The sequence below is a fragment of the Pseudomonas sp. B2021 genome, from assembly GCF_018135665.1.
In the GTDB taxonomy this organism is placed as follows: domain Bacteria; phylum Pseudomonadota; class Gammaproteobacteria; order Pseudomonadales; family Pseudomonadaceae; genus Aquipseudomonas; species Aquipseudomonas lactis.
The window spans coordinates 4,611,098-4,626,804 of record NZ_SMOF01000001.1 but is presented as its reverse complement, the minus strand read 5'-3'; the positions used below and the strand labels follow the sequence as shown (position 1 = coordinate 4,626,804).

The window sequence follows — 15,707 nt, the reverse complement described above, 5'->3', positions numbered from 1 at the left end:
CCAGCAGTTTATCGGCGCGGGAAATCGACCGCTTGATGGCGATCATCGCGCGCCTACGCGATGAGGGCAAAGTGGTGCTCTACGTGTCCCATCGCATGGAGGAGGTGTTCCGTATTTGCGATGCGGTGACGGTGTTCAAGGACGGCCGCTACGTGCGCACCTTCGAGGACATGAGCACACTGACCCATGACCAGTTGGTGACTTGCATGGTCGGTCGCGATATCCAGGATATCTACGATTACCGCCCGCGCGAGCTGGGCGAAGTGGCGCTCAAGGTGGACGGCTTGCTCGGTCCCGGCCTGCGTGAACCGCTCAGTTTCCAAGTGCGCAAAGGCGAGATCCTGGGCCTGTTCGGGCTGGTGGGCGCGGGGCGTACCGAGCTGTTTCGCCTGCTCAGTGGGTTAGAGCGCGCCAGTGCCGGCAGCCTGGAACTGTGCGGGCAAGCGCTGCAACTGCGCTCACCCCGCGACGCCATCGCCGCCGGGGTATTGCTGTGTCCGGAGGACCGCAAGAAAGAGGGCATCATCCCGCTGGGCAGCGTCGCTGAAAACATCAACATCAGCGCCCGTGGCGCCCATTCCACCTTTGGCTGGCTGTTGCGCGAAGGCTGGGAGAAAGGTAACGCCGACCGGCAGATCCAGGCGATGCGGGTCAAAACGCCGAACGCAGCGCAGAAGATCATGTACCTGTCCGGCGGCAACCAACAGAAAGCCATCCTTGGCCGCTGGTTGTCGATGCCGATGAAGGTGTTGCTGCTCGACGAACCCACTCGCGGTATCGACATCGGCGCCAAGTCGGAGATCTACCAGATCATCCATAACCTGGCGGCCAGCGGCATTGCGGTGATCGTGGTGTCCAGCGACCTGATGGAGGTGATGGGCATTGCCGACCGCATCCTGGTGATGAGTGAAGGCGCCTTGACCGGTGAGTTACCCCGCGCCCAAGCGGATGAAGCGCGCCTGCTGCAACTGGCGCTGCCACAGTCGCGGGCTTGAACAAGAACAAGAGGGTTTGGCTATGTCTCAGGTAAAAACAGCAAAGGGCTTCTGGCCGGGTTTCAATCAGCGCAAATTTCTCGATGATTGGGTGATGCTTTTGGCGGCGCTGGGCATTTTTGTGCTCAGCGCGGTGTTCATCGATAACTTCCTGTCTCCGTTGAACATGCGCGGCCTCGGTCTGGCGATTTCCACCGTGGGCATCGCCGCCTGCACCATGCTGTTTTGCCTGGCGTCGGGGCACTTCGACTTGTCGGTGGGTTCGGTGATCGCCTGTGCCGGGGTGGTGGCGGGCATCGTGATGCGCGACACCGACAGCGTGGCACTCGGCGTGTCGGCAGCCTTGGCCATGGGCCTGGTGGTGGGGCTGATCAACGGCATCGTGATTGCCAAGCTGCGCATCAACGCGTTGATTGCCACCCTGGCAACCATGCAGATCGTGCGCGGCCTGGCCTACATCTTCTCCAACGGCAAGGCGGTGGGGGTGATGAATGAAGGGTTCTTCGTGTTCGGCAACGGCCAACTGCTGGGCGTGCCGGTGCCGATCATCATCACCGTGCTGTGCTTTGTGTTCTTTGGCTGGCTGCTCAATTACACCACCTACGGGCGCAACACCATGGCCATTGGCGGCAACCAGGAAGCCGCGTTGCTGGCGGGGGTGAATGTCGATCGCACCAAGATCATCATCTTTGCCACGCACGGTTTGATCGGCGCCTTGGCCGGGGTGATCCTCGCCTCACGCATGACCTCGGGCCAGCCGATGATTGGCCAGGGTTTCGAGCTGACGGTGATTTCGGCGTGCGTGCTGGGCGGCGTGTCGTTGAGCGGCGGTATCGGCATGATCCGCCATGTGATTGCTGGGGTGTTGATTCTGGCGATCATCGAGAATGCGATGAACCTGAAGAACATCGATACCTTTTACCAGTATGTGATTCGTGGCTCGATCCTGTTGCTGGCGGTGATAATCGACCGCATGAAACAACGCTGATGTTCACCCTGTGAAGATCAAACTGTGGGAGCAGGCAAGCCAGCTCCCACATTGGATCTCCTGTGTTCAGGAGGGCGGTATTTGCCATAATGCCCCCGCTTTCATACTTATAGGCCCGATATGCAGGAAAACGCCCACACCCCCGTCAAAGACGCCGCCCCCACCGGCACCCAGACCCTGTTGCGCGGCCTGGGCGTGGTGCAAGCGGTGGCGGCCGGTGCGCGGGATCTCAAGGAGATCGCCCGGCGCATCGGCACCACGCGCAGCACGACACACCGCCTGGCCAGTTGCCTGGTAGACGAGCGCTACCTGCGCGTGGTGCCCCAGGTCGGTTATCTGCTGGGGCCCAAGCTGATCGAGTTGGGGTTCCAGGCCCGTGAAGAATTGCCCTTGGTGAACCTGGCGGTGCCGTACCTGGACGAGTTGTCGGCGCTGACCGGCGACACCATTCACCTGGCGATTCGTGAATACGACGAGGTGCTTTACCTGCACAAGAACCCCGGTCGCAACGGCCCGGAAATGCGCTCGCGGGTCGGCCATCGTATGCCGCTGGCGCGCACCGGTATCGGCAAGGCGTTGATGCTCGATGATTCACCGCAGGAGTGGCAGCGCTTGTACGAGGCGAGCTTGCCGACGGCGGGCAAAAGCCTGCAATGGCCGCAGCACCCGGAGCAATCCTGGGCGCAGTTCGAACAGCGCATGCATGAGTATGTGGAGGGGGGCTACGCGTTCGACCTGGAAGACAACGAGCCTTCGATCCGCTGCGTGGCGGCACCGGTGCGCGATGCCAGCGGGCGCATTGTCGCCGGCATCAGCATCGCCAGTACGGTGCCCTACATGCCGCTGGAGAAAATGGCCGAGCTGATCCCTGTGATCAAACAGGTCGCAGCCCGGCTGTCAGCGGAGTTGGGCGCCAAAGCCTAATCAGGCTTTCAGGCTCGCCATGTCGATGACAAAGCGGTACTTCACATCACCGGCAATCATGCGTGCGTAAGCTTCGTTGATCTGCCGGATGTCGAGCATCTCGATGTCGCAGGTGATGTTGTGCTCGGCGCAGAAATCCAGGACTTCCTGGGTTTCGGCAATGCCGCCGATCAGCGAGCCGGCCAAGACTTTACGGCCCAGCACCAGCTTGGCGGCGTTGACGGGCGGGTCCACCGGCTCGATCAGGCCGACCAGGATATGCACGCCGTCAAAGCGCAGCACATCGAGGTAGGGGTTCAGGTCGTGCTGCACCGGGATGGTGTCCAGCAGGAAATCGAAGTACCCCGCAGCAGCTTTCATCTGCTCGGCATCGGTGGACACGATCACATGGTCGGCGCCCTGGCGACGGCCTTCCTCGGCCTTGCTGGCCGAACGGGTGAACAGCGTGACTTCGGCGCCCATGGCCTTGGCGAACTTGATGCCCATATGGCCCAGGCCGCCCATGCCGAGGATCCCGACTTTATCGCCGGCCTTTACGCCGTAGTGCTTGAGTGGCGAGTAGGTGGTGATGCCTGCGCACAGGATCGGCGCAGCGCTGGCCAGGTCAAGCTTGGCCGGGATCTTCACCACAAAGTGTTCACTGACCACGATGCTGTCGGAATAGCCGCCCATGGTGTTGCTGCCATCCACGCGGTCCGGCGTGGCGTAGGTCATGGTCGGGCCTTCGAGGCAATACTGCTCAAGGTCTGATTGGCAGGCTTGGCAGTGACGGCACGAGTCCACCATGCAGCCTACGCCCACCAGGTCGCCGACTTTATGCGCGGTCACGTTGGCGCCGACCGCAGTGACCTTGCCGACAATCTCGTGGCCCGGCATCAGCGGGTACACGGCAATGCCCCATTCGTTGCGAGCCTGGTGGATGTCGGAGTGGCACACGCCGCAGTAGAGAATCTCGATGGCTACGTCATCGACGCGCGGGCTGCGGCGTTCAAATGACATCGGGGCGAGGGGCGTGGTGGCCGACTGGGCGGCGTAACCGATGGCGGTGTACATAGTAAACCTCACAAAAGCTTGGACTGCAGAGGCGGCAAAGTCTGCGCGCCGGCCCCTGGCGCGAACATGGCAATTGCTCCGAGTCTCATGCCTATTCGTCCGGCAGTGCCTGAGGTTTGGATATATTGGCCGCCAGACCTGCGATGATGCTGTCATCCCTCATTCGCGAAGTTTTTTGCCATGCTGTTGACCCGCCATTTGGACGCCAATGCCACGCTGGTTGCCTTGATCGAAGGGCTCACGCCCCGCGATGGTTTTTCCCCGACCCACCTGCCCGGCGTGCAGGTGCTGCGCGCCAGTTGCGATGTGGCGCGTGGGCCGCAGATCTATGAGCCAAGCCTGATGTTCGTGGCTCAGGGCAGCAAGGTCGCCTACCTTGGCCCGCGCACCCTGGAGTATGGCGCCGGGCATTACCTGATCCAGGCCATGCCGGTGCCGTTCGAATGCGAGACCTTTGCCATGGCCCCCGAGGCGCCGCTGTATGGCGTCACGGTAGGCATCGACCGCGTGGTGTTGGGCGAGCTGGTGATCGCCATGGGCATGCAGGCCGGGCCGCCGCCGACCGCGCAGACCTTGGAGTCGATGAGTTCGGTGGTGCTGGACGATGCGATGCGCGGCTGCGTCGAGCGGTTGTTGCAGTGCCTGCACGATCCGCTGGAAAGCCGGATCATGGGGCCTGCGCGGGTGCGCGAATTGTTGTTCACCGCCTTGCGCGGGCCCCAGGCTGATGTGTTGCGTGCGCTGGTGGAACAGCAGGGGCAGTTTTCGCGCATCGCCACCTCATTGAATCACCTGCATGCCCATTACGCCGAGCCGCTGAATATCGAGACGTTGGCCGGATTTGCGCACATGAGTGCCTCGACCTTTCATGAGCATTTCAAACGCTGCACCTTATTGTCACCGGTGCAGTACCTCAAGCGCTTGCGGTTATTGAAGGCCCAGCAGTTGTTGCTGGTGGAAGGCATGAGTGTGGCGCAGGCGGCGCACAAGGTGGGGTACCAGAGTACGTCGCAGTTCAGTCGGGAATACAAACGCTACTTCCTGCGCAACCCGGGCGAAGAGCGGGCGGCCTGACACCCCACGGTCTGTGTGGGAGCTGGCTTGCCTGCGATAGCGGTGTGTCAGCCATACATTTGGCACCTGAAGACCGCCATCGCAGGCAAGCCAGCTCCCACATTTTGATCGATGTCGCCCACAAAAAAGGCTCCCATCTCGGGAGCCTTTTTTGGCCAAACGAACGACTTACATATTCGGGTAAGTCGGCCCGCCCGCACCTTCCGGCGTCACCCAGGTGATGTTTTGCGAAGGGTCCTTGATGTCACAGGTCTTGCAGTGCACGCAGTTCTGGGCGTTGATCTGGAAGCGCTTCTCGCCGTCTTCCTTGGTCACCACTTCATACACGCCAGCCGGGCAGTAGCGCTGCGCCGGTTCATCGTAGAGCGGCAGGTTGGTGCCGATCGGGATGCTTGGGTCCTTGAGCTTCAAGTGGCACGGCTGCTCTTCTTCATGGTTGGTACCGGAGATGAACACCGAGCTCAGCTTGTCGAAGCTCAACTTGCCGTCGGGTTTGGGGTAGTCGATCTTCTGGCTGTCTTTGGCCAGCTTCAGGCAGGCGTAGTCCGGCTTGGTGTCGTGCAGAGTGAAAGGAATCTTGCCGCCGAAAATGTTCTGGTCGAGCCAGTTGAAACCGCCGCCGATGATTGCGCCGAACTTGTGCACGGCCGGGCCGAAGTTGCGGCTGGCGAACAGTTCTTCGTACAGCCAGCTGGCTTTGAAGCTGTCGACATAGGTGGTCAGTTCGTCGCCGCCTTCAGATTCGGCGAACAGGCGGTCGGCCACGGCGTCGGCGGCGAGCATGCCGGACTTCATCGCGGTGTGGCTGCCTTTGATCTTGGCAAAGTTGAGGGTGCCCAGGTCGCAACCGATCAGCGCGCCGCCCTTGAAGACCATTTTCGGCAGCGAGTTCAGGCCACCTTTGCAGATCGCGCGAGCGCCGTAGCTGATGCGCTTGCCGTCTTCCAGGTACTGGGCCAGCACCGGGTGATGCTTGAGGCGCTGGAATTCATCGAACGGCGACAGGAAGGTGTTGCTGTAGGACAGGTCGACGATCAGGCCGACCACCACTTGGTTGTTTTCCAGGTGATAAAGGAACGAGCCACCGGTGTTCTCGTTACCCATGATATCCAGCGGCCAACCGGCGGTGTGCACCACCAGGCCCGGCTGGTGCTTGGCAGGGTCGATTTCCCAGATTTCCTTCAGGCCGATGCCGTAGTGCTGGGCGTCGGCGTCGCTGTCCAGGTTGAAGCGCTGGATCAGTTGCTTGCCGATGTGGCCACGGCAACCTTCGGCGAACAGCGTGTACTTGCCACGCAGCTCCATGCCTGGGGTGTATAGGCCGTCTTTTGGCTTGCCTTCACGGTCAACGCCGAGGTCGCCAGTGATGATCCCGCGTACCACGCCGTTCTCGTCGAACAGCGCTTCCTGTGCGGCGAAGCCTGGGTAGATTTCCACGCCCAGGTTCTCGGCCTGCTGGGCCAGCCAGCGGCACAGGTTGCCCAGGGAAATGATGTAGTTGCCTTCGTTGTGCATGGTCTTGGGCACAAAGAAGTCGGGCACCTTGGTGGAGGCTTCCGGGCTGCGCAGCACATAGATGTCGTCGCGCACCACCGGTGTGTTGAGCGGGGCGCCGAGTGCTTTCCAGTCCGGGAACAGTTCATTCAGGGCGCGTGGTTCAAACACGGCACCGGAGAGGATATGGGCGCCGACTTCGGAGCCTTTCTCGACCACGCAGACGCTGATTTCCTTACCGGCTTCGGCGGCCTTCTGCTTCAGTCGGCAGGCGGCAGACAGGCCCGCCGGGCCAGCGCCGACGATGACCACGTCGAATTCCATGTATTCGCGTTCCACAGGCTATCTCCTACTCAAGGCTCAACAGGCTTTTTTTTCTAATGGGTGGAGGTTCGGTGTGGTTCTGCGCGAAGGCAGCACCCACCTGTCTCTCTAGGTGGCGCATTATATATAGACCACTGACAGCGTCCAATACAAACGTTTGTTTGAATTGCCTGCAGCCTAGATAAATCAAAGCAACGGGGCTTATGACTGACCATTTTGCCGTATTGACCAGAATAGGCGTTCCGGTCAAGATACGGTCGGTTTTGCGCTTCCCGTAGGCAGACTGCAGGTTTCAAGAGCACGTCCAAAGACAGGCCGAAGGCAATAAAGGTGATGCGCACCCAAACGTTGGGGCGCAGTTTACACGCCGCGATAAAGAATGACCTCTCAGTCACCACTGACGAACGGTCGTCATTTCCCGTGTGCAAGGCCACTGCCGAGGTCTTTGGAGGTGCCCTTGTGTGCCGATGAGCATCAACCGCCAGGTTCGCCTAGGCGACTTTCTTTTCACCGGAGAGTAACGAGGAATCCATGAAGGTTCTTGTAGCTGTCAAACGCGTTGTCGATTACAACGTGAAAGTTCGCGTCAAGGCGGACAATTCCGGCGTCGACCTTGCTAACGTCAAGATGTCGATGAACCCTTTCTGCGAAATCGCTGTGGAAGAAGCCGTACGCCTGAAAGAGAAAGGCGTGGCGACGGAGATCGTCGTGGTGTCCATCGGCCCGACCACTGCCCAAGAGCAGTTGCGTACCGCTCTGGCCCTGGGCGCCGACCGCGCCATTCTGGTGGAGTCTGCTGAAGAGTTGACCTCCCTGGCCGTGGCCAAGCTGCTCAAGGCGGTTGTCGACAAGGAACAGCCACAACTGGTGATCCTTGGCAAACAGGCCATCGACAGCGACAACAACCAGACTGGCCAGATGCTGGCTGCACTGACCGGTTACGGCCAGGGCACCTTCGCTTCGAAAGTCGAAGTGAGCGGCGACAGCGTTGCGGTCACCCGTGAAATCGACGGCGGCGCGCAGACGGTTTCCCTGAAACTGCCGGCCATCGTCACCACCGACCTGCGTTTGAACGAGCCGCGTTATGCGTCCCTGCCAAACATCATGAAAGCCAAGAAGAAGCCTCTCGAGACGCTGACTCCGGATGCTTTGGGCGTTTCCACCGCCTCTACCAACAAGACCGTCAAAGTCCAAGCGCCGGCTGCACGCAGCGCGGGCATCAAGGTCAAGTCGGTGGCTGAACTGGTCGAGAAACTGAAAAACGAAGCGAAGGTGATCTGATCATGACTATCCTCGTAATCGCCGAACACGATAACAAGGTGCTGGCTCCGGCCACCCTGAACACCGTGGCCGCCGCCGCTAAAATCGGTGGCGACATCCACGTCCTGGTAGCAGGGCAGGGCGCTGGCGCCGTGGTTGAAGCCGCTGCGAAAATCGCGGGCGTGAGCAAAGTCCTGAACGCTGACAATGCCGCTTACGCGCATCAGCTGCCGGAAAACGTTGCACCACTGGTTGCAGAGTTGGGTAAGAGCTACAGCCACATCCTGGCTGCCGCCACCTCCAACGGCAAAAACATCCTGCCACGCGTTGCCGCGCAGCTGGACGTTGACCAGATCTCCGAGATTATCTCGGTAGAAAGCGCCGACACCTTCACGCGCCCGATCTACGCCGGTAACGCCATCGCTACCGTACAGTCCAACGCTTCGGTCAAGGTCATCACCGTGCGCGCCACCGGTTTCGACCCGGTTGCCGCCGAAGGTGGCTCGGCTGCCGTTGAAGCCGTCTCCGCTGCCCACGACGCTGGCACTTCCAGCTTCGTCGGCGAAGAGCTGGCCAAGTCGGACCGTCCTGAACTGACCGCTGCCAAGATCGTCGTCTCGGGCGGTCGTGGCATGCAAAACGGTGACAACTTCAAGCACCTGTACGCCCTGGCCGACAAGCTGGGCGCTGCGGTCGGCGCTTCCCGCGCAGCCGTTGACGCAGGTTTTGTACCCAACGACATGCAGGTCGGCCAGACCGGCAAGATCGTGGCGCCACAGCTGTACATCGCCGTCGGTATCTCCGGCGCGATCCAGCACCTGGCTGGTATGAAAGACTCCAAAGTGATCGTAGCGATCAACAAGGACGAAGAAGCGCCGATCTTCCAGGTTGCCGATTATGGCCTGGTAGCGGACTTGTTCGAAGCCGTACCTGAGTTGGAGAAGCTGGTCTAATCCAGCCACTTCACTTATAAAGAGCCCGGTCTTATGACCGGGTTTTTTTTTACTGATCGGGAGAGTCTTGCCATGGAACTGCGCCCCTGGGCCTTACTGTTGGGCCTTACGCTGCTGCCGAGCCTGACGCTCGCCGCCGGCAAGTGCGAGCGCCTGGTGATCACCGGCAGCCCGGACGCGCCGCCATTACTCTGGCGTGACCCCCAGGACCCTACGCACCTGATCGGCGCCACCGCTGACGTGCTGCAACAAGTGGGCAAGGACCTGGGGCTGAAAATCGACCTGCTCTACGGCGGCAAACGCTCCCTGGCCCTGGAGGAAGCACGCAGCGGGCGCATGGACATTCTCGCCGACGCACCGCTGAACCTGGGCGAGCTGGACCACTTCGACTACATCCATCCAGCGCTGATGCAGACCGACTACCTGGTATGGACGCGCAAGGATTCCGCCCTGGTCTATTCCACCGCCGCCGATTTGCACGGCCACAAAGGCGCAGTCTCGGAGCGTGCGCGCTTGAGCGCCGAGTTCGAGACCTTCGCCGGCCAGCAACTCAACCTGCAACGTCTGCCCAACTTGACGCCGGCCTTTCAGAAGCTGCTGTTGGGTGAGGTGGACTATGTGCTGGCTGGGCGCTATTCCGGCATGGCCATGGCCCAGACTCTGGGCATGAGTAATGACCTGGTGGCTCATGATGTGCCTGTCGATCAGCCTGGCCTGTACTTGGCGATTTCCCACAACTCGGCCTGCAATGATCCTTGGCTGCGCGGACAGCTGACGAAAAAGATGACAGAATTGCCCGCCTCCGGTGTCGCGCAAGCCGCGCTGCAGCGCAATCTGGAGCGCTGGAAGGCGCAATTGCAACAACCTGTCGGCACCCCAACAAAGTAGGGATTTACAGTGATTTTTCGAGCTCTTTTCGCGGCCCTCGCCGTTGTTGCGCTGGCAGGATGTGCAACCGATCCTGCGCCGATCGAACAAATGCGCCTGACCCAGCAAGCCTTGGAACAAGCCACTGCGGTCGGGGCCAACACCGATGAATCCCCCGAACTGAAACTGGCCGAAGAAAAATTCGCCAGGGCCAAGGGCAACATGGCCGACCAATCCTACAAGCGAGCGCGTATGCGCGCCGAGCAGGCGGAGCTGGACGCGCGCCTGGCCGAAGCCAAAGTGCTGACCGGTAAGAGCCAGGAACAATTGAACGTGCTCAATACCCGTATCACTCGCCTGCGTAAGCAGCTGCAGTTGGGAGAGGCACAATGAGCCCGATGATCCGTGGTTTGAGTTGTGTACTGCTGCTGGGCAGCGTGGCCTTGGGCGGCTGTGCCAGCCAACCCACCAGCGAGCAGGCGTTGCAGCAGGCTGGCGATGACTTTCAGAAGGTCAAGGAAGACGCCAACGTGCTGCGCTTCGCGCCCAAAGACGTGATCCGCGCCGGCGAGTCCCTGGCTCGCGCAGACCGCCTGTCCAGCTACTGGGGCAGCGGCGCCGATGTGGTGCATTACGCCTACCTGAGCCAGCGTTACAGCGCCATTGCCCGAGAGCACACCCAGCAGGGCCTGAATGCCGAGCGCGGCACCCAACTAGAGTTGGAGCGTCAGCGCCTGCAACTGGCCTTGCGCGAAAACAAGCTGGCCAGCGTGCAACAGCAGGGCAAGTGGGTTGAAGCGCAAATCGCCAGCCTCACCACCCAGACCGATCGTGGCCTGGTGATGACCCTGGGGGACGTACTGTTCGACACTGGCGAAGCTGAACTGCAGAACTCGGCCAACCGCACAGTGCTCAAGATCGTGCAATTCCTGCAACTGAACCCCAAGCGTCGGGTGCGCGTCGAGGGCTACACCGACAACACCGGTGGCGAGCAGGAAAACCTGAAACTGTCCCGCGACCGTGCTCAATCGGTGGCCGACCTGTTGATGGACCTGGGTATCGATGACAAGCGCATTGAGGTCGAGGGCTATGGCGACCAATACCCGGTGGAAGCCAATGCCTCCGAGCGTGGTCGTGCGCAGAACCGCCGGGTTGAAATTGTGTTCTCTGACGAGAAGGGCCAATTGGGCGCAGCACGCTAACATCCAGAACCGGATCAAATGTGGGAGGGGGCTTGCCCCCGATAGCGGTTGTTCAGTGGGTACATCCTTGACTGACACACCGCAATCGGGAGCAAGCCCCCTCCCACATTTTTTTGTGCTCTATGAATGCTGTCCCAGCCCCCTTACAGTTTTTACTGTCACTCCCGCCCGCGCTCGACTATTGTGGCAACTGTCCCCGTACACTTCTAAACTGTGCCGGTATGTTTCACACAAAAATAAAATACCCGTGAAATCGAGTGCTGCGTCATGACCAATCTGTTGCTTTACCAACGTATTGCCCAGCAACTGGCTGAGGACATCCGGCGCGGTGTCTATCAACCGGGGGAGCGCGTGCCGTCGGTGCGCAAGATGAGCTCCCAGCTCAATGTGAGCCATGCCACTGTGCTGCAGGCCTACGCCAACCTGGAAGACCAGGGGCTGATTCGGGCGCGGCCGCAGTCGGGCTATTACGTGCACCAGACGCCAGCACTCACGGCGCCTACGCCAGATATCGCACGCGTCGAGCGCCCAGGGTTGGTCACCCGTAGCAGCATTATCCAGCAGGTGCTGGTCGAGTCGCGCCGTGAAGGGGTGTTTCCGTTGGGCGCGGCGGTGCCGAGTGTCGACTACCTGCCGGTGCGGGCACTGCATCAGCAATTGGCCAAGGTCACACGTTTCCAGAGCCCACGGGCCTTCAGCTACATGTTCAGCCCTGGCTTTGAACCCCTGCGGCGCCAGGTGGCGATCCGCATGCGCGACGCGGGCGTGGTAGTGGACCCTTCCGAAGTGGTGATCACCCACGGCTGTGTCGATGCATTGCAGATGTCGTTGCGCGTACTGACGCGCCCTGGCGACCTGATCGCGGCTGAATCACCCACCTATTACGGCTTGCTGCAATTGGCTGATCTGCTGGGCCTCAAGGTGATCGAGATCCCTAGCGACCCCGCTACAGGCATGAGCCTGGAAGCCCTGCAACTGGCCGCCAACCAATGGTCGATCAAGGCGCTGGTGTTGACCACACGCCTGAGTAATCCGCTGGGCGGCACCATGCCGGAGGAGCGGCAGAAACAGTTGCTGCGCCTGGCGTCGGACTTCGATATCCAGATCGTCGAAGATGATATTTACGGCGAGTTGATGTTCGAACTTGGCCGCACCAAAGCCCTCAAGGCCTACGACCGCCTCGACCGCGTGATCTATTGCTCAAGCTTTTCTAAAACCCTGTCGCCGGGCGTGCGCATTGGTTGGATGATTGCCGGCAAGTACCAGCAGGAAATCCAGCGCCTGCAGATGTTCAGCACGCATTCTGCTTGCAGCGTCACGCAGATGGGCGTCGCGGCCTATCTGGAAAACGGTGGCTACGACCGTCATTTGCGCTACATCCGCCAGGAATACCGCAAGAACCTCAGCGCTTTCCAACTGGCGGTGCAGCAATACTTTCCCGAGGGCACCCAGATGACCCGCCCGACCGGCGGCTTTATCTTGTGGGTCAGTTTGCCGGGGCGGGTCAATACCCAGGAGCTGCATGTGCGTGCCCTGCAACAAGGCATTAGCATCGCACCGGGGCTGATCTTCAGTAATACCGAACAGTTCAACCACTGTATTCGTCTCAATTGCGGCACGCCGTGGAACCGCGAGGCAGAGCGGGCCCTGATGACCCTGGGAATGCTTGCCAGCCAGTTATGCCAAGAGGCCGCAGCGGGTTTTTGAGGCGTGTAAAGAGGACAAGGCTGATCTGTGCCCTTGTCATGCCGCGCACAACAAGCGAGCATATGGCCTTCTGCCGTTAATGCTGTTGGCGATATGACTTCTATTTTTCGCGTTACATGGATGATTGGCCTGCTGGGCCTGTGCAATGTGGGCAGCGTGCTGGCTGCAGCGCCGATGGCTGATGGCAAGCCTGCCGTCAGTGCCGAGCAAAAGACCTCAGCCAAGCAGCCAACCCCTGCGAAAAAAGCCCCCGCGGCACAAAAGAAGGCCGCCTCGACCAAAAAGCGTGCCCCCGTGGCGAGCAAGTCCAAGTCGGCCCGTGAAGTCGCCCAGACCAAGCTACCACCGGCACAGTTGGACCTGTCCCTGCCTTCGGACATGGTCAGGCACTTACAACCCATCGGCACCATGCCCAAGCCCAAGAGCGTGCCCTTGCTGCCGCCGATGTTTGGCGAAAAGCCCACCGACAACAGCGCGTTCCAGATCAACGGCCGCTTGCTCAGCAACGAGATGAAGCTGCAACTGCGTAACGAAGAGCGCCGTGATGTTGAAGGCGCTGCGCTGGATTTCGAATTCAAGCAATAAACTTTCGGACCAGAGGTGACCCAGGTTGCCGACCATCTGTCGCAGACTGGTCGGTCACTTTTGTTTTGTGCGAAAAACCCCTGTTGGGCCATTTTAAAACGGCTGTTTAAGAGCGTACTCTAGCCCGGCCATCCCTATTGAGTCGTCGAGGACCTGCTGGTCATGAAATGCCGTGAAGGCTGTGGCGCCTGCTGCATTGCCCCCTCCATCAGTTCACCGTTGCCGGGAATGCCCCAAGGCAAACCCGCCGGCGTTCGCTGCGTGCACCTGTCGGTGGAACAACTGTGCCAGTTGTTCGGTCAACCGCAGCGGCCCGCCGTGTGCAGTGATTTCAAGGCGGATATCGACGTCTGTGGCAACGACCAGGCCGATGCCATCCGGCTGATCGGCTGGTGGGAGCAGATGACGGCGGCTTGATGGGCTTTACTATCGGAACTTCAACAATAAGGAATACAACGATGGGTTCGCTGAAACGAGTGGCTGTGCTGTGCGGTTTTACGCTGTTGTTTGCGGCCACTGCCCAGGCTGAGGATTGGCAAGTCGCCAAGGATGAAGACGGTATCAAGGTGTCCCTGAGCGAGATTGCCGGTTCCAAGTACAAGGCGTATCGCGGTGTGACGGTGATCAAGGCGCCTTTGGCCAAGGTTCAGGCGCTGCAGGAAGATGTGGTCGGTGCTTGCGCATGGATCCATGAATGCAAATCCCAGAAACTCGTCGACAAGAAAGGCGACGAGGCCTGGACCTATACCCAGTTCAAGGCGCCGTTCCCCGTGACGGACCGCGACTCGTACATCCACGTCACCACCAGCAAAGCCGCTGACGGCACCGTCACGCGCAAACTGGAAGGTGTGCCGACCTACAAGCCTGAAGCAAAAGGCTACGTGCGGGTCGCCCAGGTAGAGGGGTTCTGGAAACTGGTGCCAAAGGGCGATAACCAGACCGAAGTCACCTACCAGGTACACACCGAGCCAGGTGGCAGCGTACCTTCGTGGTTGGCCAACAAGTTCGTGGTGGACGCACCGTTCAACACCTTGAAAGCCTTGAAAGATCACGCTGAAAAATAAGTGCAGTTAATCCGGTGCCTCCGGGCTTGAGCGGAACGTTTTGCGCGCCGCCAAGGTCCAGATATGTGTAAGCCCACCTATGGGTTTTATCGAGGAGGCACCGATGCAAACGTGGCAAATTACCTTCGTTGATGATCACGGTGAAAAGTCCGTGCAGCAGTTCACCTGCGAACAAAAGCCCAGCCTCGAAGACGCTGCGCATATGATTCGTGCGAAGCTGGTGCCGATTGCTGCCGAACTCGATCTCAATGACCTGGAAGGCCGTAAACCCGAGCCGACGGTCAAGATTCTCAAAGACCAGAACAGTATCCAGATTCTCGATATTTCTCCCTCCGTCTAAACATTTTTCACACGCCACACGAGCACCTCTGGTGGAGGTGATAGCTTCGCGCTACTCTGCAATCGAGATCAGCGAATGAATCGCTAAGGTCTGGTCTTGTCAGCTACATGCTTGTTTTCCTGCGGTGTTGTTATGCCGTGGTGCCCGCGCCAGCAGGGCGCGGGGCTTCAGGAAGCACGGAAAGTCTATCCATCGGTTTGAGGAGGACGTTTCATGAGCACAGCCTATCAAGAAGACATCAGCACCAACGTATTGCGCCGCATGAAAGAAGGCGGCTTTGATTTCTCGCGTTTTCACCCCATCGAGTTCTACGCCATTTTCCCGGATGAGGAACGGGCGCGCAGGGCTGCGGGTCGATTTCGTGGGGAGTCCCTCAATGCCCAGGTCAGCGCGCGCGACGATGGCGCCTGGTACCTGGAACTGAGCAAAATCATGTTCGCAACCTACGACGGCATAGGAGATTTCGAGCAAGACTTTGAGGCAGTGGTGGAGCCCCTGGGTGGGATTATCGAGGGATGGGGCGTCAAGCAGGAGGTGCGTGGGTTACCCATGTAGTTGGTATTTATGAGCAGCACAGCGTATCGGCTGACCTTTGGGTCGGCCGATTTTGTTTGGGCGGCCGTGGCAGGTGAACCGCCGTTTTACGCGCAAAAAAAAGCCACCCAAATAGGGTGGCGGAAAGGGAAGTTCGAGGAGGTAGATCAGTACACGAAGTAACACCATATCGCTTGCACAAAAGGTTTAGCTGTAGGACATCTCCTGTTCAGCCGATGGAGGTGATTATCCGCAGTGCCAGCCGCGCAGTGAAATCAACTCTGACTATGCTGTTGATAGCCAAAGACCGCATTGCAATGAAGCGCACGGCTTGACCCAGGCA

17 protein-coding genes are annotated in these 15,707 nt (G+C 59.8%); 15 read left to right on the top strand and 2 right to left on the bottom strand.

Annotated features, from left to right (window positions below; translation table 11 throughout):
• The 3 genes from E1K68_RS20720 to E1K68_RS20710 form a co-directional block, all read left to right on the top strand.
• Nucleotides 1-995: ATP-binding cassette domain-containing protein (locus E1K68_RS20720; RefSeq protein ID WP_212614603.1), on the top strand; the 995-nt coding region annotated here is incomplete at its 5' end.
• A gap of 22 nt (nucleotides 996-1,017) precedes the next feature.
• Nucleotides 1,018-1,983, top strand: a complete 966-nt coding sequence (gene araH, locus E1K68_RS20715) for an L-arabinose ABC transporter permease AraH (RefSeq protein ID WP_212614602.1) — start codon at nucleotides 1,018-1,020, stop codon at nucleotides 1,981-1,983.
• Nucleotides 1,984-2,103: 120 nt separating this feature from the next.
• The gene (locus E1K68_RS20710; protein ID WP_003193487.1) at nucleotides 2,104-2,907 is read left to right on the top strand and encodes an IclR family transcriptional regulator; all 804 of its coding nucleotides are present in this window, start codon (nucleotides 2,104-2,106) and stop codon (nucleotides 2,905-2,907) included.
• On the opposite strand, the gene E1K68_RS20705 is transcribed toward E1K68_RS20710, so the two are convergent.
• On the bottom strand, nucleotides 2,908-3,960 hold the full coding sequence (locus E1K68_RS20705) for an NAD(P)-dependent alcohol dehydrogenase (protein ID WP_212614601.1): 1,053 nt from the start codon (nucleotides 3,958-3,960) through the stop codon (nucleotides 2,908-2,910).
• Between the two features lie 180 nt (nucleotides 3,961-4,140).
• Between E1K68_RS20705 and E1K68_RS20700 the strand changes: the two genes are divergently transcribed.
• A complete protein-coding gene (locus tag E1K68_RS20700; protein WP_003193483.1) occupies nucleotides 4,141-5,034 on the top strand; it encodes an AraC family transcriptional regulator in 894 nt (297 codons plus the stop codon).
• Between the two features lie 168 nt (nucleotides 5,035-5,202).
• Here E1K68_RS20700 and E1K68_RS20695 read toward each other — a convergent pair whose 3' ends face one another.
• Nucleotides 5,203-6,867, bottom strand: coding sequence for an electron transfer flavoprotein-ubiquinone oxidoreductase (locus tag E1K68_RS20695; RefSeq protein ID WP_137205383.1), 1,665 nt, complete (start codon nucleotides 6,865-6,867; stop codon nucleotides 5,203-5,205).
• A 516-nt stretch (nucleotides 6,868-7,383) separates the two neighbouring features.
• On the opposite strand from E1K68_RS20695, the gene E1K68_RS20690 reads away from it, so the two are divergent.
• From E1K68_RS20690 to E1K68_RS20640, 11 genes are all read left to right on the top strand, one after another.
• Nucleotides 7,384-8,133 (top strand): electron transfer flavoprotein subunit beta/FixA family protein, encoded by a 750-nt coding sequence (locus tag E1K68_RS20690; RefSeq protein ID WP_003193480.1) that lies wholly within the window; start codon nucleotides 7,384-7,386, stop codon nucleotides 8,131-8,133.
• A 2-nt stretch (nucleotides 8,134-8,135) separates the two neighbouring features.
• The gene (locus tag E1K68_RS20685) at nucleotides 8,136-9,065 is read left to right on the top strand and encodes an FAD-binding protein (RefSeq protein WP_003193478.1); all 930 of its coding nucleotides are present in this window, start codon (nucleotides 8,136-8,138) and stop codon (nucleotides 9,063-9,065) included.
• A gap of 72 nt (nucleotides 9,066-9,137) precedes the next feature.
• Nucleotides 9,138-9,953, top strand: a complete 816-nt coding sequence (locus tag E1K68_RS20680) for a transporter substrate-binding domain-containing protein (RefSeq protein WP_034133562.1) — start codon at nucleotides 9,138-9,140, stop codon at nucleotides 9,951-9,953.
• 9 nt (nucleotides 9,954-9,962) lie between these two features.
• The gene (locus E1K68_RS20675) at nucleotides 9,963-10,325 is read left to right on the top strand and encodes a DUF4398 domain-containing protein (protein ID WP_003193475.1); all 363 of its coding nucleotides are present in this window, start codon (nucleotides 9,963-9,965) and stop codon (nucleotides 10,323-10,325) included.
• Complete coding sequence (locus tag E1K68_RS20670) at nucleotides 10,322-11,134, top strand: OmpA family protein (RefSeq protein WP_003193474.1); 813 nt, start codon at nucleotides 10,322-10,324, stop codon at nucleotides 11,132-11,134. The genes E1K68_RS20675 and E1K68_RS20670 overlap by 4 nt, the downstream gene beginning before the upstream one ends.
• A 267-nt stretch (nucleotides 11,135-11,401) precedes the next feature.
• Nucleotides 11,402-12,841: a PLP-dependent aminotransferase family protein gene (locus E1K68_RS20665; protein WP_003193472.1), complete on the top strand. Its 1,440-nt coding sequence runs from the start codon at nucleotides 11,402-11,404 to the stop codon at nucleotides 12,839-12,841.
• Nucleotides 12,842-12,934: 93 nt separating this feature from the next.
• Entirely contained in the window at nucleotides 12,935-13,426 is a 492-nt protein-coding gene (locus tag E1K68_RS20660) for a hypothetical protein (RefSeq protein ID WP_057709679.1), read from the top strand.
• Nucleotides 13,427-13,588: 162 nt separating this feature from the next.
• Complete coding sequence (locus E1K68_RS20655; RefSeq protein WP_003193468.1) at nucleotides 13,589-13,843, top strand: YkgJ family cysteine cluster protein; 255 nt, start codon at nucleotides 13,589-13,591, stop codon at nucleotides 13,841-13,843.
• Between the two features lie 41 nt (nucleotides 13,844-13,884).
• On the top strand, nucleotides 13,885-14,490 hold the full coding sequence (locus E1K68_RS20650) for an START domain-containing protein (RefSeq protein ID WP_003193467.1): 606 nt from the start codon (nucleotides 13,885-13,887) through the stop codon (nucleotides 14,488-14,490).
• A 103-nt stretch (nucleotides 14,491-14,593) separates the two neighbouring features.
• On the top strand, nucleotides 14,594-14,830 hold the full coding sequence (locus tag E1K68_RS20645) for a hypothetical protein (protein ID WP_014719530.1): 237 nt from the start codon (nucleotides 14,594-14,596) through the stop codon (nucleotides 14,828-14,830).
• 213 nt (nucleotides 14,831-15,043) lie between these two features.
• Nucleotides 15,044-15,385, top strand: a complete 342-nt coding sequence (locus E1K68_RS20640) for a ribonuclease E inhibitor RraB (protein WP_003193463.1) — start codon at nucleotides 15,044-15,046, stop codon at nucleotides 15,383-15,385.
• Nucleotides 15,386-15,707 lie beyond the last annotated feature (322 nt).